Raw genomic sequence first — 22,382 nt, forward strand, 5'->3', positions numbered from 1 at the left:
TCGCTGCGCCGTGCTCGCTGCGCCGTGCTCGCTGCGCCGTGCTCGCTGCGCCGTGCTCGCTGCGCCGTGCTCGCTGCGCCGTGCTCGCTGCGCCGTGCTCGCTGCGCCGCCCGCGCTGCGCCGTGCTCGCTGCGCCGCCCGCGCTGCGCCGTGCTCGCTGCGCCGCCCGCGCTGCGCCGCCCGCGCCGTGCCGTGCCGCGCCGCCCGCGCCGTGCCGCGCCGCTCGTGCCGCGCTGCGCTGCCCGTGGCGTGCGTCGCCCCTACCGCGCCGCTCGCGCTGTGCCGGCGGAGATCGCGGGCCTGTGTACGCGCCGGCCCGCCCCAGCCTGGCTCCGTCCACGCCCGGCTCCGTCCGTGCGTCGGCGTCGGCCCGGGACTGGCCGCCTAACGCTGACCTCGCCGCTCCGGCGCTCGGCGGCCGCGGTGCGTGGATTTCGATGATCACGGAGTGAACGTGCTGCTCCTTGTACGTTTTCACTCCGTGATCATGCGGGTCATGCTTGCGCCAGTGGGCTGGCCGCCGGAGGTCGGCGTGGTGGCCCGTCCAGCCCAGGGCGCAGAGCGCGGTGATGCTGCCGAGGGAGCCGGTGAACCGGCCAGCGAAGCGCGGGCCGGTGGCCGCGAAGCGGCCATGGGGGGTGTGGGGTGGGAACCCCCCACCGCGTCCGCGCCGGAGGCGCGCGTCAGCTGGTGACTGTGTAGCGTTCCTCGGATGGGCGCGTCGCTGCTGATCACCAATGATTTTCCGCCGCGGCCGGGGGGCATCCAGCAGTTCGTGCACAACCTGGCCGTCCGCCAGCCGCGCGACGAGGTGGTCGTGTACGCCTCGACGTGGGAGGGCTCGGACAAGTTCGACGCCGAGCAGCCGTTCGAGGTGGTGCGGGAGTCCACCGGCATGCTGCTGCCCACGCCGGCGGTTGCGCGCCGGGCGGTCGAGATCGCGCGGGGGCGCGGGTGTGATCGGGTCTGGTTCGGGGCGGCGGCGCCGCTCGGGCTGCTCGCCGACGGGCTGCGCCGCCGGGCTGGGGTGGAGCGGGTCGTCGCGCTCACGCACGGGCACGAGGTCGGCTGGGCCGCGCTGCCCGGCGCGCGGGCGCTGCTGCGGCGCATCGCGCGGGGGGCCGACGTCGTGACGTACCTGGGGGAGTACACCCGGGCCCGGCTGGCCCGGGCGATCGGCGGGCTGACCGCGCTGGAGCGGCTCGCGCCCGGCGTCGACGTGGACGCGTACACGCCGCGGGTGGACGGCTCCGGGGTGCGCGCCCGCCACGGGCTGGCGGGGCGGCCGGTGGTGGTCTGCGTGTCCCGGCTGGTGCCGCGCAAGGGGCAGGACGTGCTCATCCGCGCGCTGCCGAAGGTACGGCGGGCGGTGCCGGACGCGGCCCTGCTGATCGTGAGCGGCGGGCCCTACCGGCCGGCGCTGGAGCGGCTGGCCCGCGAGCAGGGGGTCGCCGGCGACGTCGTATTCACCGGGTCGGTGTCCTGGGCCGAGTTGCCCGCGCACTACGCGGCCGGGGACGTGTTCGCCATGCCGTGCCGCACCCGTCGGCGCGGGCTGGACGTCGAGGGGCTGGGCATCGTGTACCTCGAAGCCTCCGCCACCGGCCTGCCCGTTCTCGCCGGGGACTCCGGGGGCGCCCCGGACGCGGTCCGGGAGGGCGAGACCGGTTTCGTGGTGCCGGGGCGGGACGTCGACGCCGTCGCCGACCGGCTGATCGCCCTGCTGCGCGACCGCGACCTGGCCGTCCGAATGGGAGCGGCCGGGCGCGCGTGGGTCGAATCCGAGTGGCGCTGGGAAACGCAGGCCGCCCGGCTGCACGCGCTACTTGCACAGGAATAGCCGATCCGCGGACGACAATGCGATAAACGGGCGACGCCATTCCGGGAATGGCGCGGCCGGTCTGGTTCGGCGGGCGTCGCAAAGGCCGAACCAGACCAGGCGCCGTCCGGGGATTCCGGGGGATCAGAAACGCGAGGTCAGAAGCTCGGGGCGTCGGGCGCCTCGAGCAGGCCCAGGCGCAGCGCCGTCATGAGGGCCTGGGCGCGGTTGGCGGCGCCGAGCTTCTCGTAGAGCTTCGAGATGTGGGTCTTCGCCGTGGACTCCGAGACGAACAGCTGCTTGGCGATGCCGGCCACGCTCATGCCGTCGGCGAGCAGGCGCAGGACCTGGCCCTCGCGGGGAGACAGCTGCGGGCCGCTCGGGGCCAGGCGGCGCTTCATCGCCTCGGCCAGGTCGGCCGCGGTGAAGGCGCTGGGGGCCGAGGCGGCGTGCCGGGCCGCGGCCACGACCTCGTCGGCGGGCGCGGTCTTCGGCACGAAGGCCGAGGCGCCGGCCTCGAGGGCGCCGAAGAGCTGGTCGTCGCCGGCGTACATGGTCAGGACGACGATGCCCATGCTGTTGCTGGTCTTGCGCAGGGCGCGGGTGGCCTCCAGGCCGCTGCCGTCGGGCAGGCGGAGGTCCATGATCACGACGTCGGGCTGCAGTGCGCCGGCCTGGCGGATCGCCTCGGCGGCCGTGGCGGCCTCGCCCACCACCTCGAACTGGCGGTCGCGCTCGAACGCGTGCCGCAGTCCTCGGCGAATGAGGTCGTGGTCGTCGACGAGCAGCACTTTCGTGCGAGTCGTCGGGGTCGCGGTAGTCGACATTCCCGGTGCTCTCTCCCTCTGGGTGCCTTCACGCTACCGCGCACGCGGTGCGGTTCCGAGCACAACCGCCACTGTGGTCCCATTGGGCACGCGTGGCATGATCTCCAACCGGCCCCGGATACGTTCCGCCCTCTCGGCCATGATCGCAAGACCATAGCGCCCGTCCGGGCGGTTCTCACCGATGCCGCTGCCATCGTCGGAGATTTCTACTTGTGCGAACGGTGGATCGACCGCGCACGTTACCCAAAGATTCTCCGCGCCGGCATGCTTCCGCGCGTTGGTGATGGCTTCCTGGGCGATGCGCAGCAATTCCGCCTCGACGGCGGCGGGCAGCCGGGCGGTGGTCTCGTCGAGCGACAGGTGGACGCGAAGGCCCGCGGAGGCGCCGACGGTGCGGGCGTAGTCGGCGATCGCGGCGATCAGCCCGCCGTACCGGTCGACCTCGCTGCGCAGCTCGAACAGCGACAGCCGCAGCTCGGTGATGACCCGGGTGACCTCGGCCCGCAGAACGCGCAGCTCCTCCTCGGCGGCCTCGGCGTTGGGCAGCGCCGCGACGGCGTTGTCGATGCCGTAGCCGACCATGACGAGCTCCTGGGCGACGCCGTCGTGGATCTCGCGGGCCAGCCGCTGCCGCTCCTCGGTGGTGGCCAGGGACCGCACCTCGTCGAAGAGCAGCGCGGCCTCCAGGCGCAGCGCGGCCGCGCCGGTGACCGACTGGACCTTGGCGACCAGCGACGGCGGGTATGCCCCGGCGCCGTCGCTCTCCAGCACGATCAGCCCGACGGTGCGCACGCCGGCGATCAGCGGCACCACCATGGAGGAGATGCTCTGCCCGCCGGTCACCGAGCGGGCCTGGGAGCGGCCGGAGACGACCGGCTGCTGCGTCGCCCAGGCGTCGGCGACGGCGCTCTCGGTGTCCAGCGCGGTCTCCCAGTCCAGCCGCTCGACGCCGGCCTGGGCCAGCACCACGAGCCGGCCGCCGCCGCTGCCGGACAGCACGGCGCCTCGGACGGCGGGGACCATCGCGCGGACCTCGTCGAGCAGGTGCTCGGCGAGCCCGCCCGGGTCGAGGGTCGCGCCCGGCAGCTGCCGGGCCACGCTGCGCAGCTGGGTGAGCAGCCGGGTCGCTTCGGCGTAGGGCTGCGGTGCGTCGTCGGGGCGGCGGGCCAGCAGGAACCGCTGCAGCATCGTGGCCTGGAACGCGGCGACGCCGGCGATCACCAGCCACTCGACGCCCGCGGTCAGGTACTCCCGCTCGTCGAGCCGGCCCTCGACCGCCCCGCCGGCGATGAGCAGCGCCGCCGAGGCGACCAGGTACGCGCCCGCGATCCGGCGCCCCTCGGAGAGCGCGGCGGCGACGATCGGCACCGGGAGGTACACCAGAAGGGCCCTGGCGTCCCCGTTGAGCGTCGAGGCGGCGAAGGCCGTGATCAGCACCTCCGCGGTGCGGCCCAGCCGGGCCACATCGTGCCCCCGGGGGGCGGCCGTCGCAATGACCGCGGCGGCGACCAGCAGCGCGAGCCAGGCCAGCTCGGCGCCGCGCACGCCGTCGCTGAGCAGCAGCAGCGCGGCGAGGGCGAGCATGAGCCCGCGCACGGCGACCACGGCCTGCTGCGGAAACGTGCCCGGGGTCGGGGCGGTCGGAGAACGGTCGTCGGGGCCCGCGGGGCGAGCGGGCGTGTCCGGCAGGTCCGTCAACAGCGATCCCTTCACTTCGTCAGCGCTCGTAGATCGCGGCGATATCGCCCGCGTACTCCTTCATCACGACGTTGCGCTTCACCTTCAACGACGGGGTCAGCTCCCCGGTCGCTTCGGTGAAGTCGCGCGGCAGGATGCGGAAGACCTTGATCGCCTCGGCCTTCGACACCGCGTCGTTGGCCTCGTCGATCGCCTTCTGGATCTCCGCGCGCAGCTGCTCGTCGTCGACGAGGTCCTCGACGCCGGCGTCCTCGGGCTTGCCGTTGTCGCGCTTCCAGGCCGGCAGGGCGTCGGGGTCGATGGTGATCAGCGCGGCGATGAACGGCTCCCGGTCGCCGATGACCATGCACTGGCTGACCAGCGCGTGCGCCCGGACCCGGTCCTCCAGCACGGCCGGGGCCACGTTCTTGCCGCCGGCGGTGACGATGATCTCCTTCTTGCGGCCGGTGATGCGCAGGAAGCCGTCGTCGTCGAGCTCGCCGAGGTCGCCGGTGTGGAACCAGCCGTCGGGATCGATCGCCTCGGCGGTGGCCTCGGGGTTGTTCCAGTACCCCTGGAACACGATGTCGCCCTGCACCAGGATCTCGCCGTCGTCGTCGATGCGGATCGTGACGCCGGGCAGCGGCCGGCCGACGGTGCCGATCTTCACGCCGGTGTCGCGGTTGGCGTTGGTGGCCGGGGACGTCTCGGTCAGCCCGTACCCCTCGTAGACGGTCACGCCGATGCCGCGGTAGAAGTGCGCCAGGCGCTCGCCGAGCGGGGCGCCGCCGGAGATCGCGCGGGTGCACTGCCCGCCGAGCGCGGCGCGGAGCTTGCCGTACACCAGCCGGTCGAACAGCGCGTGCTGCGCCTTGAGTACCAGGCCGGGCGACGGCGACGCGCTGTAGTCGATCGCCACGCGCTCGGCCCGCTCGAAGATCGCGCCCTTGCCGTCGGCCTGCGCGCGCTGCTTGGCGGTGTTGTAGACCTTCTCGAACACGCGTGGCACGGAGAGTACGAACGTCGGCCGGAAGCTCTTCAGCACGTCGGCCAGGTTCTTCGTGTCGGCCGTGTGCCCCAGCGTGGCCCGCGCCTGGACCACGCCGATCTGGATGAGCCGGGCGAAGGAGTGCGCCAGCGGCAGGAAGAGCAGGGTGCGGGCGCCCTCGTTGAACAGCGAGCGCAGCTCCGGGACGGCGTTGACGATGTCCGAGAGCATGTTGCGGTGCGTGATCATGCAGCCTTTGGGGCGTCCCGTGGTACCGCTGGTGTAGATGATCGTGGCGAGGTCGTCCGCCTTCGTCGCGGTGCGCCGCCGGTCCACGTCCTCCCGGGGCACCCCGGCGCCGTCGGCGACGAGCTCCTCGACCGCGCCGCGGGCGCCGTCGATCTGCCACACGTGCGCGAGCGCCGGGGTGCGGTCGCGCACCTGCGCCACGGCGTCGCGGTGCGCGTCGCTCTCCACGAAGCAGGCCACCGCGCCGGAGTCCTGCAGGATCCACGCCACCTGCTCGGGGCTGGACGTCTCGTAGATCGGCACGGTGACCGCGCCGCAGGTCCAGATCGCGTAGTCGATGAGGGTCCACTCGTAGCGGGTCTTGCTCATCAGCGCCACCCGCTCGCCCGGCTCGATGCCGGCCGCCAGCAGGCCGCGGGCCAGCGCCACGACCTGGTCGAGGAACTGCGCGCAGGTGACGTCCTGCCACACGCCGTCCGCCAGGCGCTGGAACTGCACCGTGTCGGGGGCAACGGTCGCATTGTCCCAGACGGGGTCGGTCAGCGTGGCCGTCTCGGCGATGATGACCGCGGCGGGGACGGAGAACTCGCGCACGTCCGACTCCTTATTTCGGCTCTGTTTCCGTATCGGGAACCTACCCGTAGGCATAGCTGGTCCGGCGAGCGCCCGCCAGGAGGCGAGCCGACGCCCCACGGCCTCGGTGACAGAGGTAGCCTGCCACGCATGGCCGACACTTCGACGCAGTCGATCGTCATTGACGCGCCCCCGGAGCGGGTCGCCGCGGTCATCTCCGACTTCCCCCGTTACCCGGAGTGGGTGGCGGCGGTGAAGTCGGTCGAGGTGGTCGAGGAATACGAGGACGGATACGCCAGCCAGGTCCGCTTCGTCCTCGATTCGGGCCCGGTGTCCGACGAATACACGTTGCAGTACGAATACGCCGAAGACCTGGGTCGCATCGAGTGGAGCCTCGTGGCACCGTCGAAGATGCAGAAGCAGCAGGACGGCAGCTACGACATTACCGCCAACTCCGACGGGACTTCCACGGTGACCTATTCGCTCGCCGTGGAGCTGGCGATCGGCATGCTTGGCATGTTCAAACGCAAGGCCGAGAAGATGATTATGGACACCGCGCTCAAGGAGCTCAAGCGCCGGGTCGAGGCCGGGTCATGAAAGACCCCCGCGAGGAGGCGGAGCGCCTGGTCGCTACGGCGCTCGCCGCCGTGTCGATGGCCGCGCGCAGCACCGCCGGCTTCGCCACCGGGTCGGCCGAGTGCTGCGTGTGCCCGCTGTGCAAGGCGATCGCCGCCGCCCGCGAGCCCGATCCGGACTTCGCCGAGCGGCTGGCCACCGGCGCCGGGGACCTTGCCGCCGGTCTCGCCTCGGTGTTGCGGGCGTTCGGGGAGCGTGCGGCCCCGCATTTCAAAGCCCCGGGTGGAGGCCCCGAAGGCCCCGGCCCCGACGAGGAGCCGGACGTGTGGCACTCGGCCACCCAGGAACCGTCAACCACCGACAGCGACGTCGCACAGGATTGACCCCTCGAACCTTCAACCCCGGCGCTGGCCTGAGCCGGTACGAGAGGAGCTTGCCGCAGTGGGGCTGACCATCGGCGTCGACATCGGCGGTACCAAGGTGCTCGGCGGTGTCGTCGACTCCGCGGGCGACGTGCTCGTCCAGACGCGACGGGACACACCGGCGCAGGACCCGGGCGAGACCGCCGACCGCATCATCGAGGTGATCAAGGAGCTGGCGACCGCGTACGAGGTGGAGGCCGTCGGCATCGGCGCGGCCGGATGGGTCGACGAGACCCGCTCGATCGTGCAGTTCGCGCCCAACCTGGCCTGGCGTAACGAGCCGCTGCGCGACAAGATCCAGCAGGCCGTCGGGCTGCCGACCGTCGTGGAGAACGACGGCAACGTGGCGGCCTGGGCCGAGTTCCGCTTCGGCGCGGCGCACGACGCCAACGACTCGATGGTGCTGTACACCGTGGGCACCGGCATCGGCGGCGGGATCATCATCGGCGGCCGGCTCATCCGCGGCGCCCACGGCGTCGCCGGGGAGCTCGGCCACGCGATGATGGTGCCGGACGGCCACCCGTGCGGCTGCGGCCGACACGGCTGCCTGGAGCAGTACACCAGCGGCAACGCGCTGGTCCGCTTCGCCCGCGCCGACGCCCGCGCCCGGCCCGAGGCCGCCGAGCGCCTCCTGCAGATGGCCGGCGGCGACCCGGACGCGATCAAGGGCCCGGCGGTCACCGAGGCGGCCCGGCTCGGCGACCCGGTCGCGACCGGCGCCTTCGAGCAGGTCGGGCACTGGCTCGGCGTCGCGTTCGCGGACCTCGTGCAGACGCTCGACCCGCAGGTCATCGTGGTCGGCGGTGGCGTGATCGACGCCGGCGACCTGCTGCTCAAGCCGGCCCGGGCCAGCTACGAGGAGCAGCTCGCCCAGCGCGGCCGGCTGCCCGTGGCCGAGGTACGCCCGGCGCTGATGGGCAACCTGGCGGGCGTCGTGGGAGCGGCGGACCTGGCAAGGACGTGAGGGCACGCACATGAGGGTTGGCGCATGACGAAGATCAGGGTGCTCTCGTACAACCTGCACGGGCTCAAGGACGACCGGCGCGCGCTCGCGTCGGCCGTCCGGGAGGCCGCGCCCGACCTGGCGATCCTGCAGGAGGCGCCCCGGCGCTTCCGGTGGCGGCAGAAGTCCGCGGACCTCGCCCGCGGCTTCGAGCTCGTCATCGGCGGCGGCGGGCTGCCGGCGCTGGGCAACCTGATCCTCACCAACCTGCGGGTGCGCGCGCTCACCGAGTGGAACGTGCGCTACCCGCTCACCCCCGGCCGGCACATGCGCGGCGCCGTCTTCGTGCGGTGCCGCGTCGGCCGGGCCACGTTCGTGGCGGCGGGCTCGCACCTGTCCACCGACGCGGCCGAGCGCCCGACCCAGGCGGCCCTGCTCAAGCAGCACATGGACGAGGTACCGGAGCCCCTGCTCTTCGCCGGCGACCTGAACGAGAACTCCGGCGGCGCCGCCTGGCGCATGATCGCCGACGGCCTCACCGACGCGGCGGGCCCCGACGAGCGCCCGACCTACCCCGCGACGGCGGCCCGCGAGCGCCTGGACGCGATCTTCGTCGACCGGCGCTTCACCGTCCTGCAGTACGACGTGATCGACACCCCGCAGACCCGCGCCGCGAGCGACCACTTCCCGATCGTCGCCGACCTGGAGCTCGAAACCTAACCCGCCCGGTCCCGGTACCGCGCCTCGATCTCGTCCGCCCAGGCGAGCATCCGCCCGGCGATCGCGGCACCCTGCTCGTTGGTCAGGTTGTAGACCCGGTAGGCGAGCTCGCCGAAGCGGTCGACGGACCGCAGGGCCGAGACGAACATCGCCGGGTCGAAGCCCTGCTCGTGCTCGGCGCCGAGCCGGAGCAGGTCGTCGCCGCTGTAGCGGCCGTCGGTCAGCGCGCCGTGGACGTCGATGAAGTCCCGGAATTCGGCCCGTCCGTACAGCGCGGAGACCTTGTTCGCCACCGCGTCGTCCGGGTGCAGCACCGGGCCGATGACCAGCGCCACGGGATCCCGCGCCCGCCAGTCGGTGCCGAGATCCAGGTGCGTGGTCTCGCCGGTGGCCGGGTCGGTCACCTGAAATCTGGCGTACATCTCGAATCGCCGCGTGATTTCGCTGGTCAGCCCCTCGTCGGCCAGCGCCTTGGTGACCGCGCGGACCGCCTTCGGGAAGTGCCTCGCCTGGGCCATGGTCGTGAACAGGTCGACGTCGTCGGATTGCCGGTCGGTGAAGCCGTGCGCCTGGACGGCGTAGCCGCCGGCCAGGCAGAAGCCGTAGCTGTCGATCGCGCGCAGTGCCACCCGGGTCATCCGGGAGTGCAGCGGCAGCACCGGCTACACCGCGGCGCGGAGGTCGGGGAACCTGGCCTCCCACAGGGCGCGGACGGTCCGTGGCAGCCACATCCGGCGCCAGATGCGCCGCAGCGTTGCCGCGTCGAGGTATGTGCGGAGGTCGCCCGGGGTGGCCGACTCGCGGATCACTCGCTCGTACATGACGCCCAGGTCCTTCGGGTCGTCGAGGTCGTAGACCCGCTGCTCCGACCAGTCCAGGTGTTTGGGCAGGTGGACGACGCCGTGAGTGGGGCCGGTCAGCTCCTCCAGGGTGTCGGGGACCGTCCAGGGGACGCGCTGTTCGAACGAGAGGCTCACGCTCCAATAATGGCCACATGGCCACTCTGCGGCAAGGGGCCGACTGGACAAAAGCGGCCTTCGCGGAGAGGATCTGCGCCGGGTACACCGGGGAGTGGGGAGACGACGCGGTGAGTGCTGAGGGCCGATTCGGCGACCTTGCCGGGAATGCGACGCACTGGCGGGACGGCGAGCCGGTATACGACCGCGGCGACACGGTCTGCGTGATCGGCGCCGGCGGGACCGGGCTCACGGCGATCAAGAACTTGCGCGAGGCCGGGTTCGGCGTGGACTGCTACGAGCGGGAGACCGGCGTCGGCGGGGGGTGGAACTGGCGGCATGATCGCAGCCCCGTGTACGCGAGCACGCACCTGATCTCGTCGAAGCCCTTCACCCAGTTCCCCGACTTCCCGATGCCCGACGACTGGCCGGACTACCCGCACCACACGCAGCTGCTGGCGTACTTCGAACGCTACGCGGACCACTTCGGGCTGCGGGAGCACATCTGGTTCGGCACCGAGGTGGCCCGGGTCGAGCCGGCCGAGGACGCCGCCGGCGGCCCGCCGCGGTGGGACGTGACGGTCAAGGGGTCGCGGGGCGGGGCGCCGCGCACCATGCGCTACTCGGCCGTGGTCGCCGCCAACGGGCACAACTGGTCGCCGAAGATGCCCGAGTACGAAGGCCTGGCGGAGTACCGCGGCAAGGTCATCCACGCCAGCCAGTACAAGGACGCCGCCCAGCTGCGCGGGCACCGGGTGCTCGTCATCGGCGCCGGCAACTCCGGCTGCGACATCGCGGTCGAGGCGGCCCAGCAGGCGGCCAAGTGCTGGCACTCGACCCGCCGCGGGTACTGGTACGCGCCGAAGTTCGCCCTCGGCCGCCCGGCCGACCAGGTCAACGACAAGATTCTGGCGATGCGGCTGCCGGTGCGGGTGCGCCAGTGGCTGTTGCACCGCACGATCAACATGACGGTGGGGGACCTGACCCGGTTCGGGCTGCCGAAGCCGGAGCACGGCATTCTGGAGATGCACCCGCTGGTGAACAGCCAACTGCCGTACTACCTCGGGCACGGCGCCATCACCGCGGTACCGGACGTGAAGCACTTCGAGGGGCACGAGGTGGTGCTGGCCGACGGCCGGGTGATCGACCCCGACCTCGTGGTGCTGGCCACCGGATACCAGCCGAAGTTCGAGTTCCTCGCCCCGGAGTTGCTGTCCACCGACTCGGCGGGGCGGCCGCGGCTGGCCCTGCAGATGCTGTCCCGCACGCACCCGACGCTCGCGGTGGCGGGGCTGCTGCAGCCCGACTCGGCGCTGTTCACGCTGTCGCACTGGCAGACCGTGCTCATCGCGCAGTGGCTGCGGGTGCTCGACGCGGCGCCGGACAAGGCGCAGGCGATCTGGGCGCGGCTGCGGGCCGACGGCGACCGCCGCTATACCCAGCGGAAGGTCACCGACTCGACCCGCCACTGGTTCGAGGTGAGCCACTTCGTGTACCTGCAGGAGCTGGAGAAGACCCTGCACGAGCTGGAGGCGGTCCGTTGACCACGCGGGTGATGCGTTCCGACGAGTGGGCCGATCCGCCGAAGCCGGTGCACCGCGAGGTGCTCGACGCACAGCCATCGGGCGGGGGCACCGCGGCCCCGGTGCTGTTCGTGCCCGGATACGGCCACGGCGCGTGGGCCTTCGCCCAGCACTGGCTGGAGCACACGGCGGAGCGGGGCTTCCCGGCGTATGCGATGAGCCTGCGCGGCCACGGCGGCAGCGGCCCGGCGCCGCAGGCCCGGCTGCGCGACTACGTCCACGACGTCACCCAGGTGGCGGCGTCCCTGCCCCGGCAGGCGGTGCTCGTCGGGCACGGCGCGGGCGCGCTGGTGGTGGCCATGGCGATGGCCCGCTACCCGGTGCGCGCCGGCGTGCTGCTCGCCCCCGTCTTCGGCGGCGTCGGCACCGCGTTCGGCCTGCTGGGGCGCAACCCGGTGGGCACCCTGCCGGGGCTGTTCGGCGGCCGGGTGTCGCTGCGCCGGGAGCAGCTGTTCAGCCGGGCGCTGGCGGGCAACCAGGCCCAGGCGTACGCCCAGCGCCTCCAGCGGATCCCGGGCGGCGCCCAGCGGCAGCTGATCCGCCGCCGCCAGCCGGAGGCGCCGGTCGGCTCGCCGCCGGTGCTCGTGGTGGGCAGCCCGCACGACCGGGTGGTGTCCGGCTCGGCGCTGGAGTGGGTGGCGCGGCGCTACGGCGGCTCGCCGCTGCTGTTCCCCGGCATGGGGCACGACCTGATGCTCGACGCCCGCTGGCAGGAGCCGATCGACGCCATCGCCGACTGGCTCGAGAAGGTTCGCTAGGCCGGTTCGCTAGGCCAGGACCGGGTCAGGGCCGGGTCAGACGCGGGCGCCGTTGTCGGGGTCGTCGTCGTCCTCGTCGCCGGGGCGCAGCCGCAGCACGAGGGTCACGAAGCCGCCGAGCACGCCCGCGAAGCCCAGGAACAGCGTGGTCTGCGAGCCCAGTGGCAGGATGTCCGGCCAGAACAGCAGGATCATCCCGGCGGCCAGGGCCAGGACCCCGGCGATCGTGACCGGCGCGATCCGCGGCAGCGGCGGCGGGGGAGGCGGGGTGTACCCCTCCTCGTCCTCCTCGTCGTCGGGCAGGTCGGCGCCGAAGGTGTCGAGGCTGTCCAGCAGCGACCGGTCGACCGCGTCGGAGGGCCGGCGCAGCGGCGCGCGCGGCGCCGGCTCGGTGTCCATGTCCGGCGCGGCGGTGCTGGAGGACTCCAGGTTCTCGGCGGCGGGCCACGGCACCGCGGCGGCCGGGTCGACGGTGTTGTGGAAGCCGGCCACGATCGCGGCGAAGGCGTCCTCGTCGGACTCGGCGGCCGGGGCCTTGCTCTCCACCGGGGCCGGCTGCGGCGTCTCGGCGGCCGGGGTGTGCTGCTCGGCCACGGACGTGAGCTGGGCGAGGTAGTCCCGCGCGGTGGCCAGGTGCTCCCGGTCGGCGTAGAGCCGATCGGTCGGCCGAGCGGGCAGCGTCGTGGTGCGGGTCAGCGGATGCAGGTCGGAGGCGGGCTGCAGATATGCCGCTATGCCGCCCTCAGCCAGCATGTCGAGCAGATGCTCGCCGACCCGCGGATCGACGTCGCCCACCACCGCGTACTCCTGCGCCACCAGGCCGTTGTCCCGCCGGCCGCGCCGCGCCCCACCCCCTGGCACAGCTTGCCCCTCCCCGCGGCCGCCATCGCGGCGTCCGGGTGCGCCGCGAAAAAACCGCTGACCGAAATCCTGACATGCCCGGCCGTCGTTCCGGGAGTGCGTTGTGGTGTGCCGTACTGCTTCGTAGGCTCATTGCGACGGTCATCACCGATTGTCGCGCGACTGGCGAAAGGACGGCCGGTGCTCTACTGGCTCCTCAAGTACATCGTCCTCGGACCTTGGCTGAAGCTGGTGTTCCGCCCGAAGGTGGAGGGGGTTGAGTACGTCCCGGCCCAGGGCCCGGTGATCATCGCCAGCAACCACCTCTCGTTCGCCGACTCGATCTTCATGCCGCTGAGCGTCAAGCGTCGCGTCACCTTCCCGGCCAAAGCCGAGTATTTCACCGGAAAGGGGATCAAGGGCTGGCTCACCAAGCTGTTCTTCGCCGGCACCGGCCAGGTCCCCATCGACCGCTCCGGGGGCAAGGCGGCCCGGGCGGCGCTCGAGGTGGGCCTCAAGATCCTGCGGGAGGGCGGCATCTTCGGCATCTACCCGGAGGGCACCCGGTCGCCCGACGGGCGGCTGTACCGCGGCAAGACCGGCGTCGCCCGCCTCGCGCTGGAGTCCGGGGCGCCCGTCGTCCCCGTCGCCATGATGAACATGGACAAGATCCAGCCGATCGGGCAGAGGCTGCCGAACCTCAAGCGGGTGCACATCAGGTTTGGCCCCGCGCTCAACTTCTCCCGGTATGCCGGGATGGCGGGGGACCGGTTCATCGAGCGCGCGGTCACCGACGAGATCATGTACGAGCTCATGACGCTCTCCGGGCGCGAGTACATCGACATGTACGCCCAGAAGGTCAAGAACGCCCAGCAGCCTGCGACCCCGTCGCAGCCTGTGGCGGCCTGACCTCTGCCGGCTCGAATGCCGGCTCGAATGCCAGCTCGAGCAGGCGGGGCGTGCCCGCCTGCTCGGCGAAGGCGACCAGCTCGGCCCGCCACGGCTCGATCCGGTCGTCGCCGCCGCGGCCCAGCGCCTGCACGGCCCAGGCGACCGACAGGATGCGCGCCGAGTTGTTCGGGATCTCGCCGTAGATCTCGGCCGCGGCCAGATGCATGTCCGCCGCCCGCGCGACGTCGCCGTCGACGAACGCGATCGCCCCGGTGATCGTGCGCAGCGCCGCCTCCACCCACGGGGTGCGGTGCGGCACGTCGGCGAGCATGTCCCGGACCGCCATCATCGCCACCCGGCCGGAGAGCACGGCCGCGTGCGCGGTCGCGTCGATCCACTCGCCGCTGGCGATCGCGCGGACCTCCCGCCACGTCTTGGCCAGCTCCACGATGAGCGCCTCGGCGTCGCGGTCGCGCCCCTGCAGGGCCCGGCACAGGGCGCCGTGGCCGAGCGCGACCCACTGCAGGCGGTAGAAGCCGCTGCGCCGGCCGGCGGCGACGAGGTCCTCCACGTCGTTCCCGCCGTCGTCGAGGGCTTGGCCGCGCAGCGTGCGGATCCAGGCGCGCACCCCGCGGACCTGCAGGTCCCACTCGGCGCCGGGCTCGGCCATGGCCGCCTCGGCCGCGACGACGTACGCCGGCCAGTCCCCGGTGAAGTAGGCCGACTGGGCGACGTCGGAGTAACCGGTCGCGAGCGTGTGGCTGCCGGGCACCGCGTTGCGGCTGTCGCCCAGCAGGGCCGCCGACGCGGTCCAGTCGCCGTCCTCCAGCAGCGCCCACGAGACGTTGCGCAGCGCCCGGTGCTCCGACAGCAGCCGCCGCTCGCGGCTGACCTCCAGTGCGGACTGCAGCTCTACCAGGCCCGAGCGGTCGCCGGCCTGGAACAGCGCGGTGCCGATCGTGATCCGCGCGCCGGTGGCCACCTCGATCAGGCCCAGCCGGTCGGCGATCTCCGCGGCCGCGCTGGCCGCCGCGACGGCCGGCTCGACCTCGAAGTTCAGCATGTGCAGGCGGCCGAGCTCGGCGTACGCGTCGGCCTTCTGCGGCCCGTCCGGCAGCTCGTCGAAGAGCTCCACCGCGCGGTCGAGGCAGGACAGCGCGTCGAGCCGGTCGGCGCGCAGCCAGGCGGCCTGGCCCCGGACCGTCCACGCGCGCGCCGCGCCGGCCTGGTCGCCGGCCGCGTAGAGGCGCTCGGCCAGCCCGACCAGCCGGTCGGCGCCGCCGGTGCCCAGGAACGACTCCGGGTTGGCGTAGAACGCGATCTCCGTGCTGAGCTGCTCGATCCGCAGCCGCTCCAGCGCGTCGGTGTCCTCGTCGCACAGGGCCAGCGCCTTGCCCGCGTGCGCGGCGGCCGCCTCCAGGGCGTGCAGCGCGTAGGCGCGGCGGGCCGCGCGGTGCATCGCGTCGCGCGCCGGGACGCTGTAGCGCGCGGCGTCCAGGCCGAGGGAGCGGGCGATCTCGTACGCCGTGAACCGGTGGTTGGCGACAACCTCGGCCAGGTCGGTGTCCCGGTCGGCGGCGACGTTGTCCAGCCACTCGGCGGTCAGTTCGTGGCGCGCGACCCGCTCGGTGCGCGGCAGGCGCTGGTAGCACACGTCGCGGACCAGGACGTGGCCGAAGCGGTACTCCGTCTGGCCCTCCATCGTGGAGGCGGCCTGCTCGTGGATGAGGTCGCGCTGCTCGAGCCGGCGCAGGGAGCGCTCGATGCCGTCGGCGGGCCGGCTCATGGCGGCCCCGACCGCACCCGGCCAGAAGTTCATGCCGACGACCGCGGCGGCCTGCAGCACCGCCCGGTCGGCGGCGTCGAGCAGGTCGACCCGGTTGGCGATGACCGCGTGCACGCTGTCCGGCATCGGCAGCTTGCGCCCGAAGGCGTCGGTGGTGGGTAGGTTGCCCTGCTCGGCGAGCATCCGGGTGTACTCGAGCGCGTAGAGCGGGTTGCCGTCGGCCAGCTCGACCAGGGAGCTCAGCGACTGCGACGGGAAGGTCGCCGCGCCCAGCAGGTGGGCGTACATCGTCGCGATCTCCGTGTCGCGCAGCGGGGGCAGCGTGATCGACACCGCGCCCGCGACCGCGCCGGCCCAGCTCGGGTTGCGCTCCAGCAGCTCCGGGCGCGCGGTGCACAGCAGCAGCAGCGGCACGTCGCGCACCGAGGCGCCGAGCCGCTCCACGAACCGGACCATCGACTCGTCGGCCCAGTGCAGGTCCTCGAAGACCAGGACGGTAGGGCGGTGGGCGGCGAGCGCCACCACGAAGCGCCGCCACGCCGACTCGGTCTCGTCCGGGGCGAGCTTCGGCCCGGGCAGGCCGACGAGCGGGCTGAGCGCCTCGGCGAGCCGCTCGGCCTCCGAGGGCCCGACGATCGCCGCGAGCGCCGTGTCGAGCCGCTCACGCGTGGTCTCGGCGGTGTCGGTGTCCAGGATGCCGGACTGCGCCTTGACGATGTCGGCGAGCGCGGCATACGTGACGTTCTCCCCGAACGGCGGGCAGCGCCCGGTCCGCCACGCCACCGGCGCGTCGAAGAGCCGCTCGGCGTGCAGGAACAGCTCGTGCACCAGCCGGCTCTTGCCGATGCCGGCGTGGCCGAGCACGGTGACCAGTTGCGGGGTGCGCTCGCGCAGGCCCCGGTGCAGCGCGTTGACGAGCAGGCTCAGCTCGTGGGTGCGGTTGACCAGCGGGGTCGAGCCAGCCTCGCGGTCGGGGTGGTTGCGCCGCAGCGGGGCCAGCGCCAGCCACACCTCGGTCGGCGTGGAGCGCCCGCGCAGCGTCGCCGGCGGCTGCGCCTCGTAGCGGATCGAGGACTTGGTCAGCGCGTAGGTGCTGCCGCACACCAGGACCCCGCCGGGCGGGGCCAGCGACTGCAGCCGGGACGCGGTGTTGACCACGTCGCCGGCGACGATGGCCTGGCCGCCGTCGCGGGCCGCGGCCACGTCCACGAGGGCCTCGCCGGTCGCGACGCCGACGCGGAAGCGCAGCTCGCGTTCGCCCTCGCCGGTGCTGGCGTACCGCGCGAGCACCCGCTGCAGCTCGAGCCCAGCCCGCACGCAGCGCACCGCGTCGGTCTCGGTGGCCACGGGCGCGCCGAACAGCGCCATGACCGCGTCGCCGATGTACTTCTCGACGACCCCGCCGTATTGCCCGATGACCTCGCGGGCGGTGGAGAAGAAGCTCTTCTGCAGCTCGCGGACGAGCTCGGGGTCGGCGCGCTCGACGTACGGCGTGAAGTCGATCAGGTCCACGAACAGCACGCTGATGCGCCGCCGGTCCTCGCTGCGTGCCGCCGGGATCGCCGGCACCGAGGCCCGGCCGGCGGTGCGCTCGGCGCGGATCAGGTTGCGCGCCACGCTCGTGTCGGCCCGCGGCGTGCCGCAGCCGGTGCAGAACACGGCATCGGGCGCCAGCGTGCGCCCACAGGTCGGGCACGGCGGGCTCAGCTCGGCGCCGCAACCACCGCAGAAACGGTCGCCCTCGCTCGCCGGGCGGCCGCAGCGTGCGCACTGACTGGAAATCGCCGACACTCCCTTGCCCTGTGAGAACCCATCCTCACACGTCGGCGGCCGGGGCGGCCAGGTGTCCGAAATGGCACCCGGCACCCCGGCCGTCCAGTCCTATTTTTCCGCCTGTTTTCCGGTTTACCTGCCTGAAAGGGCGGCGGGGCTCAGCGTTCGGTCATCCCGGCCCGGCGGCGCAGCGCGCTCAGGTCGGTCACCACGATCCGGCGGCCCTCGGTGCGCAGCCAGCCGCGGCTGGCGAACGACCCGATCGCCTGGTTGACGCTCTGCCGCGAGCCGCCGGCCATCTCGGCGAGCTGGCTCTGGTTGAGCTCGATGGTGACCATCGGCGCGGTGGTCTCGCCGGCCAGGCGGACCAGCGTCTTGGCGACGCGTCCCGGCAGGTCGAGGAAGACGTGGTCGGCGTTCTGCTCGGTGAGCCGCCGGATGAGCCCGCCCAGCGACCGCATGACGGCGTCGAGGATCCGCGGGTTGGCGTGGACCAGCTCGATGAACGCGGGCCGAGAGAGCGCGAGCGCCTGGCAGTCCTCGATCGCCTCGGCCGACGCCGAGCGGCCGGAGCCGTCGAGCAGCGACACCTCGCCGAGCGCGTCGGGCGGCCGGACCACCGAAAGCACCGCGCGCTCGCCAGTCGGTGCGGTCCGGAACACCATCACAGCACCGCGCTTGAGCACGATGAGCGACTCGCCCGGATCGTTTTCGACGAACAGCAGCTGGCCTTTGCGGTATGTCCGTGGCACCGCCGCCTGGATGACCCGTTGACGGACATCGGGCTCCAGACCACTGAACATTTCCACACCGGTCAGTGCGTCGCCGGGATCTGGCAGTCGACCCTCCACGGTCAAGCTCCTCCCGGTTCAGCGTTGATCGGACTGATGATCACGTTAGGTGATCACGAAGACAGTACGGAACTTCTACCAGATCATGACGTGCGTGTCGGACTCTGTACATCCCCCGCATCGGCTCACCGACAGCGCCGTTCATGAGTCCGCAGGCAGGCTAGTGCCACCACGCAAACCGCTGGGGGGCGGGGGGCATGGCAAGGGCGCGACCGGGCCCCGGGTGGTGCGAGCACCCAGGGCCCGGTCGCGATTTCGTCGATTCGTCCGGCGCCGCGGAGCGTGACGGGGCAGGCCGCGGCGCGTGGCGGATCGAGATCAACGGCGGCCAATTCGCGCCTCGCTGTGATCAGCGTTCGCGCCATGGTGCAGGATGGGTGCGGTGGCGGCGTATCGGTACTTCTACGACTGCGAGTTCATCGAGGACGGCAGGCTGATCGACCTGGTCTCGATCGGCGTGGTCGACGAGCATGGGCGCGAGTACTACGCGGTATCGACCGAGTTCGACGACTCCCGGGCCGTCTCCTGGGTGCGCCGCAACGTCCTCGACAAGCTCCCGTCCCCGGCGGACAAGGCGTGGCGCTCGCGCGAGCGGATCCGCGAGGAGCTGCTGGACTTCCTCACCGAGCCGCTGCGCAGCGGAGAGGCGGACGAGCTGGAGCTGTGGGCGTGGTACGCCGCGTACGACCACGTCGCCCTGGCCCAGCTGTGGGGCTCGATGCCGGCGCTGCCGCGCGAGATCCCGCGGTTCACGAAGGACCTGCGCCAGCTGTGGGACGACGCCGGCCGCCCGTCGCTGCCGGTGGCCGAGGGGCGCCACGACGCCCTGGTGGACGCGCGTCACAACCTGGCCCGCTGGCGCGTGATGCACGGCTGACCGCCGCGCGCAGGGGCGGTTCAGGGCTTGCGCGGGGCGGGCTTCAGCAGGCGCAGCGCCAGGTACAGCGGCATGCCGATCGGGGACAGCAGGATCGTCAGGACCAGCACCGGGGCCATGAGCAGCGGGTGCAGGCCCCGCTCGCGGCTGTCCAGGTAGATCCAGCGGCCGATGAACAGGTCCCATGCGATCACCTGGGCCCACACCGCGGCGACCACGTCGTCGTTCGCCAGCAGTGCCTTGACGCCGGCCAGGTCGGGGTCGAGCATCTCGCGCGCGAAGTCGCCGAACCCGGGGGCGATCGCGAACGCCCACACCACCAGCGCCGGGAGCACGATGAGTGGCGAGGAGGCGATCCGGTGGGTCCAGCGCCAGGTGGGCGCCAGGATCATGAGGGCCCAGAACGGTACCGCCGCCAAAAATGCCAGCCGGAACAGCGTCGCGGCCATCAGAACGCCCCGGCCGGCCGGGGCGTGGCGGGGGAGCGGTCGGCGCCGGCGGCCACCCAGGCCCAGAGCGCGCCCACGGCGCTCGCCAGGATCAGGGCGCCCGCGACGGTGAGGGTCAGCGCGTCCGGGTGGATCAGCGACTGGCCGCGCAGCGCCTGCCAGGTGACGAGGACGGTCAGGCCGGCGTAGAAGAAGCCGGCGACCGCGATCAGGCGGGCGCGCACCCGGTCGGCGCGCAGGCGGGCGACGCGGCGCGCGGCCAGCGTCAGGGCGAGCGCGAACAGCGGCAGCGCCTGCAGCGCGTGCATGCCGATGAAGTGCCCGGCGCGCAGGTCGCCGCCGGTGGTGCTCCAGTTGACCAGCGGCAGGCTGGGGCCGCCGTCGGGCACGCCGACGCTGTGCGCGCCGAGGATCGTCGGGTTGTCCTGGGCGAGCTCGGCGGCGGTGGGGATGGTCATGAGGAAGCCGACCGCCATGCCGCCCAGCGCGACGATGATGCCCAGGCGCACGGCCAGGGCGTTGGCGCGGTCCGGCATGCGCTGCATGAGCAGCAGGATGGCGAGGATCAGCGTGGCGACCCAGGCCACCGCGATGGTGGCGCCCATGATGTTGAACAGCGCGCCGTCGAGCGGGGTCTGGTGGTTGAAGTGGCTCTGGTGGCCGCGGGCCGCCTGGCCCACGATGATCGCGATCTCGATGAGCATGGCGGCGGCGATGACCGTGCCGAGCCACCAGCCGAAGCGCCGGCGCCGCTCCGCGAGCAGGCTCAGCATCCACGCGATCGTCGTGCCGTAGATCGCGATCGACACCGAGAACTTGAACGGCTTGAGCCAGATCGGCACGCCGACGAGCGTGCGGTCGTCCACGAAGATGCCGATCGCGGCGAACGTGGCCAGGGCCGCCATCAGGCCGGCGACCACGATGAGGGGGCGGTGAAGTCGAGCGACGTGCATCGGGTGCTCCCGGGTCTGAATGGATAGCGGTGCTGTCTGCTATTGGCAAGGTACACTATCCATATCAGGGTTGGAAGGAGCCTCATGCGCATTGCGGAACTGAGCCGGCGGACCGGCGTTCCCGTGCCGACGATCAAGTACTACCTGCGTGAGGGACTGCTCCCGGCCGGCGAGCTGACCAGCCCGAACCAGGCCAGGTATGACGATCGCCACGTCCAGCGGCTGCGGTTGGTGCGGGTCCTGCTGGACGTCGGCCGGCTGCCGATCGCTACGATCCGTCAGCTGCTGGCCGCCCTCGACCAGCCCGACCCGGACGTACATGAGGTGCTCGGCCAGGCGCTGCCCTCGGCGGCCGGCGGCAAGGACTCCATCGATCCCGAGGCCGTGCAGGCTGCCCGGGTGCGCATCGACAAGCTCGTCGGCGAGCGTGGCTGGCTGGTCGGCCGCAGTGCCCCCGCCCGGCAGGCCGCGGCCGAGGTGCTCGCCGCGTTCGAGCAGGTCGGGGGCGACGTCGGGGCGCTTCTGGAGCAGTACGCGGACGTCGCGGAGACCATCGCCGGCCACGATCTCGACTTCGTCGGGCGAGCCCGGGGCGCCGAGGGGATGTTGTATGCGGCGGTGGTCGGCTCGATCCTGGGCGACTCGCTGCTGGCCGCGCTGCGGCGCCTCGCGCAGGAACATGAGTCGGCGAAGAAGTTCGGGATTCGCGGGGACGACTGCTGAGCGTTCAGCCGGAGCGACTACAGTGCGCTGTGAATCGGCAGCGTCGCCAGCGGGTACCTCGGGCTCGACCGTGCCCGTACGGCCGGTCGAGCACGCAACCAGGAAGGCAAGATCAAGCATGCGTATCGGCGTACTGACCGGGGGCGGCGACTGCCCCGGCCTCAACGCGGTCATCCGTGCCGTGGTCCGCAAGGGGATCTCCACCTACGGCCACGAGTTCGTGGGCTTCCGTGACGGTTGGCGCGGCCCCCTCGAGGGCATCACGCGCGAGCTGGGCATCGCCCAGGTCCGCGGCATCCTGCCGCGCGGAGGCACGATCCTCGGGTCGTCCCGCACCAACCCGTTCAAGATCGACGGTGGCGTCGAGAAGATCAAGTCGAACCTGGCCGACCTGGGCGTCGACGCGCTCGTCGCGATCGGCGGCGAGGACACCCTCGGCGTCGCCAGCAAGCTGACCGACCTGGGCGTCAACGTCGTCGGCGTGCCGAAGACGATCGACAACGACCTCGGGGCGACCGACTACACGTTCGGCTTCGACACCGCCGTCAACATCGCCATGGAGGCGATCGACCGGCTGCACACGACCGCCGAGTCGCACCACCGCACCCTCGTGGTCGAGGTCATGGGCCGCCACGCGGGCTGGATCGCCCTGCACGCCGGCCTCGCCGGTGGCGCCAACGTGATCCTCCTGCCCGAGCGGCAGTTCGACGTCGACCAGGTCGCCGGCTACGTCGAGAAGCGGTTCCAGACGCAGTACAGCCCGATCGTCGTCGTCGCCGAGGGCGCCCAGCCGCTCGACGGCCAGATGGTGCTGCACAACCAGGAGCTCGACGCGTTCGGCCACGTCCGCCTCGGCGGCATCGGCCAGTGGCTTGCCGAGCAGCTGGAGGCCAAGACCGGCAAGGAGGCCCGCACCGTCGTGCTCGGCCACATCCAGCGCGGCGGCACGCCGACCGCCTTCGACCGGGTCCTCGCCACCCGCTTCGGCCTGCACGCGATCGACGCCGTGCACGAGGGCGACTTCGGCAAGATGGTCGCGCTCAAGTCGACCGACATCGTGCGCGTCCCGCTCGCCGACGCCACCCGCGAGCTCAAGACCGTCCCGGTCGAGCGTTACACCGAGGCCGAGGTCTTCTTCGGCTCCTGAT

At 72.6% G+C, this 22,382-nt stretch carries 23 protein-coding genes; 13 read left to right on the plus strand and 10 right to left on the minus strand.

The features are described 5' to 3' along the window. The 3 genes from ACGFI8_RS31200 to ACGFI8_RS31210 all read left to right on the plus strand — a co-directional run. Window positions 1-388 (plus strand): hypothetical protein (locus tag ACGFI8_RS31200; RefSeq protein ID WP_392810363.1); only part of this gene is annotated, 388 nt, incomplete at its 5' end. A gap of 60 nt (window positions 389-448) precedes the next feature. Next, the gene (locus tag ACGFI8_RS31205; RefSeq protein WP_392810364.1) at window positions 449-694 is read left to right on the plus strand and encodes a hypothetical protein; all 246 of its coding nucleotides are present in this window, start codon (window positions 449-451) and stop codon (window positions 692-694) included. 18 nt (window positions 695-712) lie between these two features. Further along, complete coding sequence (locus ACGFI8_RS31210) at window positions 713-1,840, plus strand: glycosyltransferase family 4 protein (RefSeq protein WP_392810365.1); 1,128 nt, start codon at window positions 713-715, stop codon at window positions 1,838-1,840. Between the two features lie 137 nt (window positions 1,841-1,977). Here ACGFI8_RS31210 and ACGFI8_RS31215 read toward each other — a convergent pair whose 3' ends face one another. The 3 genes from ACGFI8_RS31215 to ACGFI8_RS31225 form a co-directional block, all read right to left on the minus strand. Further along, the gene (locus tag ACGFI8_RS31215; protein ID WP_344610478.1) at window positions 1,978-2,646 is read right to left on the minus strand and encodes a response regulator transcription factor; all 669 of its coding nucleotides are present in this window, start codon (window positions 2,644-2,646) and stop codon (window positions 1,978-1,980) included. Between the two features lie 33 nt (window positions 2,647-2,679). Further along, window positions 2,680-4,230: a GAF domain-containing sensor histidine kinase gene (locus ACGFI8_RS31220; RefSeq protein ID WP_392810486.1), complete on the minus strand. Its 1,551-nt coding sequence runs from the start codon at window positions 4,228-4,230 to the stop codon at window positions 2,680-2,682. A gap of 133 nt (window positions 4,231-4,363) precedes the next feature. Continuing rightward, the gene (locus ACGFI8_RS31225) at window positions 4,364-6,154 is read right to left on the minus strand and encodes an AMP-dependent synthetase/ligase (protein ID WP_392810366.1); all 1,791 of its coding nucleotides are present in this window, start codon (window positions 6,152-6,154) and stop codon (window positions 4,364-4,366) included. A 129-nt stretch (window positions 6,155-6,283) separates the two neighbouring features. Here ACGFI8_RS31225 and ACGFI8_RS31230 point away from each other — a divergent pair, with 129 nt between their 5' ends. Genes ACGFI8_RS31230 through ACGFI8_RS31245 form a run of 4 tightly spaced genes read left to right on the plus strand, consistent with a single transcriptional unit; the run spans window position 6,284 to window position 8,794 of the window. Continuing rightward, window positions 6,284-6,730 carry an SRPBCC family protein gene (locus ACGFI8_RS31230; RefSeq protein ID WP_392810367.1) on the plus strand — a complete coding sequence of 149 codons (447 nt, stop codon included), beginning with the start codon at window positions 6,284-6,286 and terminating at the stop codon, window positions 6,728-6,730. Further along, complete coding sequence (locus tag ACGFI8_RS31235; RefSeq protein ID WP_392810368.1) at window positions 6,727-7,092, plus strand: hypothetical protein; 366 nt, start codon at window positions 6,727-6,729, stop codon at window positions 7,090-7,092. Before ACGFI8_RS31230 ends, ACGFI8_RS31235 begins: the two co-directional genes overlap by 4 nt. Before the next feature lie 58 nt (window positions 7,093-7,150). Further along, entirely contained in the window at window positions 7,151-8,095 is a 945-nt protein-coding gene (locus ACGFI8_RS31240) for an ROK family glucokinase (RefSeq protein ID WP_392810369.1), read from the plus strand. 24 nt (window positions 8,096-8,119) lie between these two features. Next, a complete protein-coding gene (locus ACGFI8_RS31245; RefSeq protein WP_392810370.1) occupies window positions 8,120-8,794 on the plus strand; it encodes an endonuclease/exonuclease/phosphatase family protein in 675 nt (224 codons plus the stop codon). Here ACGFI8_RS31245 and ACGFI8_RS31250 read toward each other — a convergent pair. Then, window positions 8,791-9,453, minus strand: a complete 663-nt coding sequence (locus ACGFI8_RS31250) for a nucleotidyl transferase AbiEii/AbiGii toxin family protein (RefSeq protein WP_392810371.1) — start codon at window positions 9,451-9,453, stop codon at window positions 8,791-8,793. The genes ACGFI8_RS31245 and ACGFI8_RS31250 overlap by 4 nt on opposite strands. A 3-nt stretch (window positions 9,454-9,456) precedes the next feature. Beyond that, window positions 9,457-9,771, minus strand: coding sequence for a hypothetical protein (locus ACGFI8_RS31255; protein ID WP_392810372.1), 315 nt, complete (start codon window positions 9,769-9,771; stop codon window positions 9,457-9,459). A gap of 17 nt (window positions 9,772-9,788) precedes the next feature. Here ACGFI8_RS31255 and ACGFI8_RS31260 point away from each other — a divergent pair, with 17 nt between their 5' ends. Beyond that, complete coding sequence (locus ACGFI8_RS31260) at window positions 9,789-11,294, plus strand: flavin-containing monooxygenase (RefSeq protein WP_392810373.1); 1,506 nt, start codon at window positions 9,789-9,791, stop codon at window positions 11,292-11,294. Window positions 11,295-11,305: 11 nt separating this feature from the next. Beyond that, the gene (locus ACGFI8_RS31265; RefSeq protein ID WP_392810488.1) at window positions 11,306-12,091 is read left to right on the plus strand and encodes an alpha/beta hydrolase; all 786 of its coding nucleotides are present in this window, start codon (window positions 11,306-11,308) and stop codon (window positions 12,089-12,091) included. A 36-nt stretch (window positions 12,092-12,127) separates the two neighbouring features. On the opposite strand, the gene ACGFI8_RS31270 is transcribed toward ACGFI8_RS31265, so the two are convergent. Further along, window positions 12,128-12,952: a DUF308 domain-containing protein gene (locus ACGFI8_RS31270; RefSeq protein WP_392810374.1), complete on the minus strand. Its 825-nt coding sequence runs from the start codon at window positions 12,950-12,952 to the stop codon at window positions 12,128-12,130. A gap of 180 nt (window positions 12,953-13,132) precedes the next feature. Here ACGFI8_RS31270 and ACGFI8_RS31275 point away from each other — a divergent pair, with 180 nt between their 5' ends. Then, entirely contained in the window at window positions 13,133-13,840 is a 708-nt protein-coding gene (locus tag ACGFI8_RS31275) for a lysophospholipid acyltransferase family protein (RefSeq protein WP_392810375.1), read from the plus strand. Here ACGFI8_RS31275 and ACGFI8_RS31280 read toward each other — a convergent pair. Continuing rightward, a complete protein-coding gene (locus ACGFI8_RS31280) occupies window positions 13,791-17,399 on the minus strand; it encodes an adenylate/guanylate cyclase domain-containing protein (RefSeq protein WP_392810377.1) in 3,609 nt (1,202 codons plus the stop codon). The genes ACGFI8_RS31275 and ACGFI8_RS31280 overlap by 50 nt on opposite strands. 140 nt (window positions 17,400-17,539) lie before the next feature. Continuing rightward, on the minus strand, window positions 17,540-18,232 hold the full coding sequence (locus ACGFI8_RS31285; protein WP_392810378.1) for a Crp/Fnr family transcriptional regulator: 693 nt from the start codon (window positions 18,230-18,232) through the stop codon (window positions 17,540-17,542). Between the two features lie 382 nt (window positions 18,233-18,614). Between ACGFI8_RS31285 and ACGFI8_RS31290 the strand changes: the two genes are divergently transcribed. Beyond that, window positions 18,615-19,109 (plus strand): polyadenylate-specific 3'-exoribonuclease AS, encoded by a 495-nt coding sequence (locus ACGFI8_RS31290; protein WP_392810379.1) that lies wholly within the window; start codon window positions 18,615-18,617, stop codon window positions 19,107-19,109. A gap of 20 nt (window positions 19,110-19,129) precedes the next feature. Here ACGFI8_RS31290 and ACGFI8_RS31295 read toward each other — a convergent pair whose 3' ends face one another. Further along, complete coding sequence (locus ACGFI8_RS31295; protein ID WP_392810380.1) at window positions 19,130-19,558, minus strand: ABA4-like family protein; 429 nt, start codon at window positions 19,556-19,558, stop codon at window positions 19,130-19,132. Next, window positions 19,558-20,511 carry a hypothetical protein gene (locus ACGFI8_RS31300; RefSeq protein ID WP_392810381.1) on the minus strand — a complete coding sequence of 318 codons (954 nt, stop codon included), beginning with the start codon at window positions 20,509-20,511 and terminating at the stop codon, window positions 19,558-19,560. Before ACGFI8_RS31300 ends, ACGFI8_RS31295 begins: the two co-directional genes overlap by 1 nt. A gap of 84 nt (window positions 20,512-20,595) precedes the next feature. On the opposite strand from ACGFI8_RS31300, the gene ACGFI8_RS31305 reads away from it, so the two are divergent. Together ACGFI8_RS31305 and ACGFI8_RS31310 are read left to right on the plus strand one after the other, a co-directional pair. Then, entirely contained in the window at window positions 20,596-21,234 is a 639-nt protein-coding gene (locus tag ACGFI8_RS31305; protein WP_392810382.1) for a MerR family transcriptional regulator, read from the plus strand. A gap of 118 nt (window positions 21,235-21,352) precedes the next feature. Beyond that, window positions 21,353-22,381: a 6-phosphofructokinase gene (locus tag ACGFI8_RS31310; protein ID WP_392810383.1), complete on the plus strand. Its 1,029-nt coding sequence runs from the start codon at window positions 21,353-21,355 to the stop codon at window positions 22,379-22,381. Window position 22,382: the final 1 nt, after the last annotated feature.

It is taken from the genome of Dactylosporangium sp. NPDC048998 (genome assembly GCF_043197855.1).
In the GTDB taxonomy this organism is placed as follows: domain Bacteria; phylum Actinomycetota; class Actinomycetes; order Mycobacteriales; family Micromonosporaceae; genus Dactylosporangium.

Excerpts from the sequence above, each read along its gene's own strand:
- ACGFI8_RS31210 (WP_392810365.1), top strand. The coding sequence starts at position 713 with ATGGGCGCGTCGCTGCTGATCACCAATGATTTTCCGCCGCGGCCGGGG.
- ACGFI8_RS31215 (WP_344610478.1), bottom strand. The coding sequence starts at position 2,646 with ATGTCGACTACCGCGACCCCGACGACTCGCACGAAAGTGCTGCTCGTC.
- ACGFI8_RS31220 (WP_392810486.1), bottom strand. The coding sequence starts at position 4,230 with ATGCTCGCCCTCGCCGCGCTGCTGCTGCTCAGCGACGGCGTGCGCGGC.
- ACGFI8_RS31230 (WP_392810367.1), top strand. The coding sequence starts at position 6,284 with ATGGCCGACACTTCGACGCAGTCGATCGTCATTGACGCGCCCCCGGAG.
- ACGFI8_RS31235 (WP_392810368.1), top strand. The coding sequence starts at position 6,727 with ATGAAAGACCCCCGCGAGGAGGCGGAGCGCCTGGTCGCTACGGCGCTC.
- ACGFI8_RS31245 (WP_392810370.1), top strand. The coding sequence starts at position 8,120 with ATGACGAAGATCAGGGTGCTCTCGTACAACCTGCACGGGCTCAAGGAC.
- ACGFI8_RS31260 (WP_392810373.1), top strand. The coding sequence starts at position 9,789 with ATGGCCACTCTGCGGCAAGGGGCCGACTGGACAAAAGCGGCCTTCGCG.
- ACGFI8_RS31265 (WP_392810488.1), top strand. The coding sequence starts at position 11,306 with ATGCGTTCCGACGAGTGGGCCGATCCGCCGAAGCCGGTGCACCGCGAG.
- ACGFI8_RS31295 (WP_392810380.1), bottom strand. The coding sequence starts at position 19,558 with ATGGCCGCGACGCTGTTCCGGCTGGCATTTTTGGCGGCGGTACCGTTC.
- ACGFI8_RS31300 (WP_392810381.1), bottom strand. The coding sequence starts at position 20,511 with ATGCACGTCGCTCGACTTCACCGCCCCCTCATCGTGGTCGCCGGCCTG.
- ACGFI8_RS31305 (WP_392810382.1), top strand. The coding sequence starts at position 20,596 with ATGCGCATTGCGGAACTGAGCCGGCGGACCGGCGTTCCCGTGCCGACG.
- ACGFI8_RS31310 (WP_392810383.1), top strand. The coding sequence starts at position 21,353 with ATGCGTATCGGCGTACTGACCGGGGGCGGCGACTGCCCCGGCCTCAAC.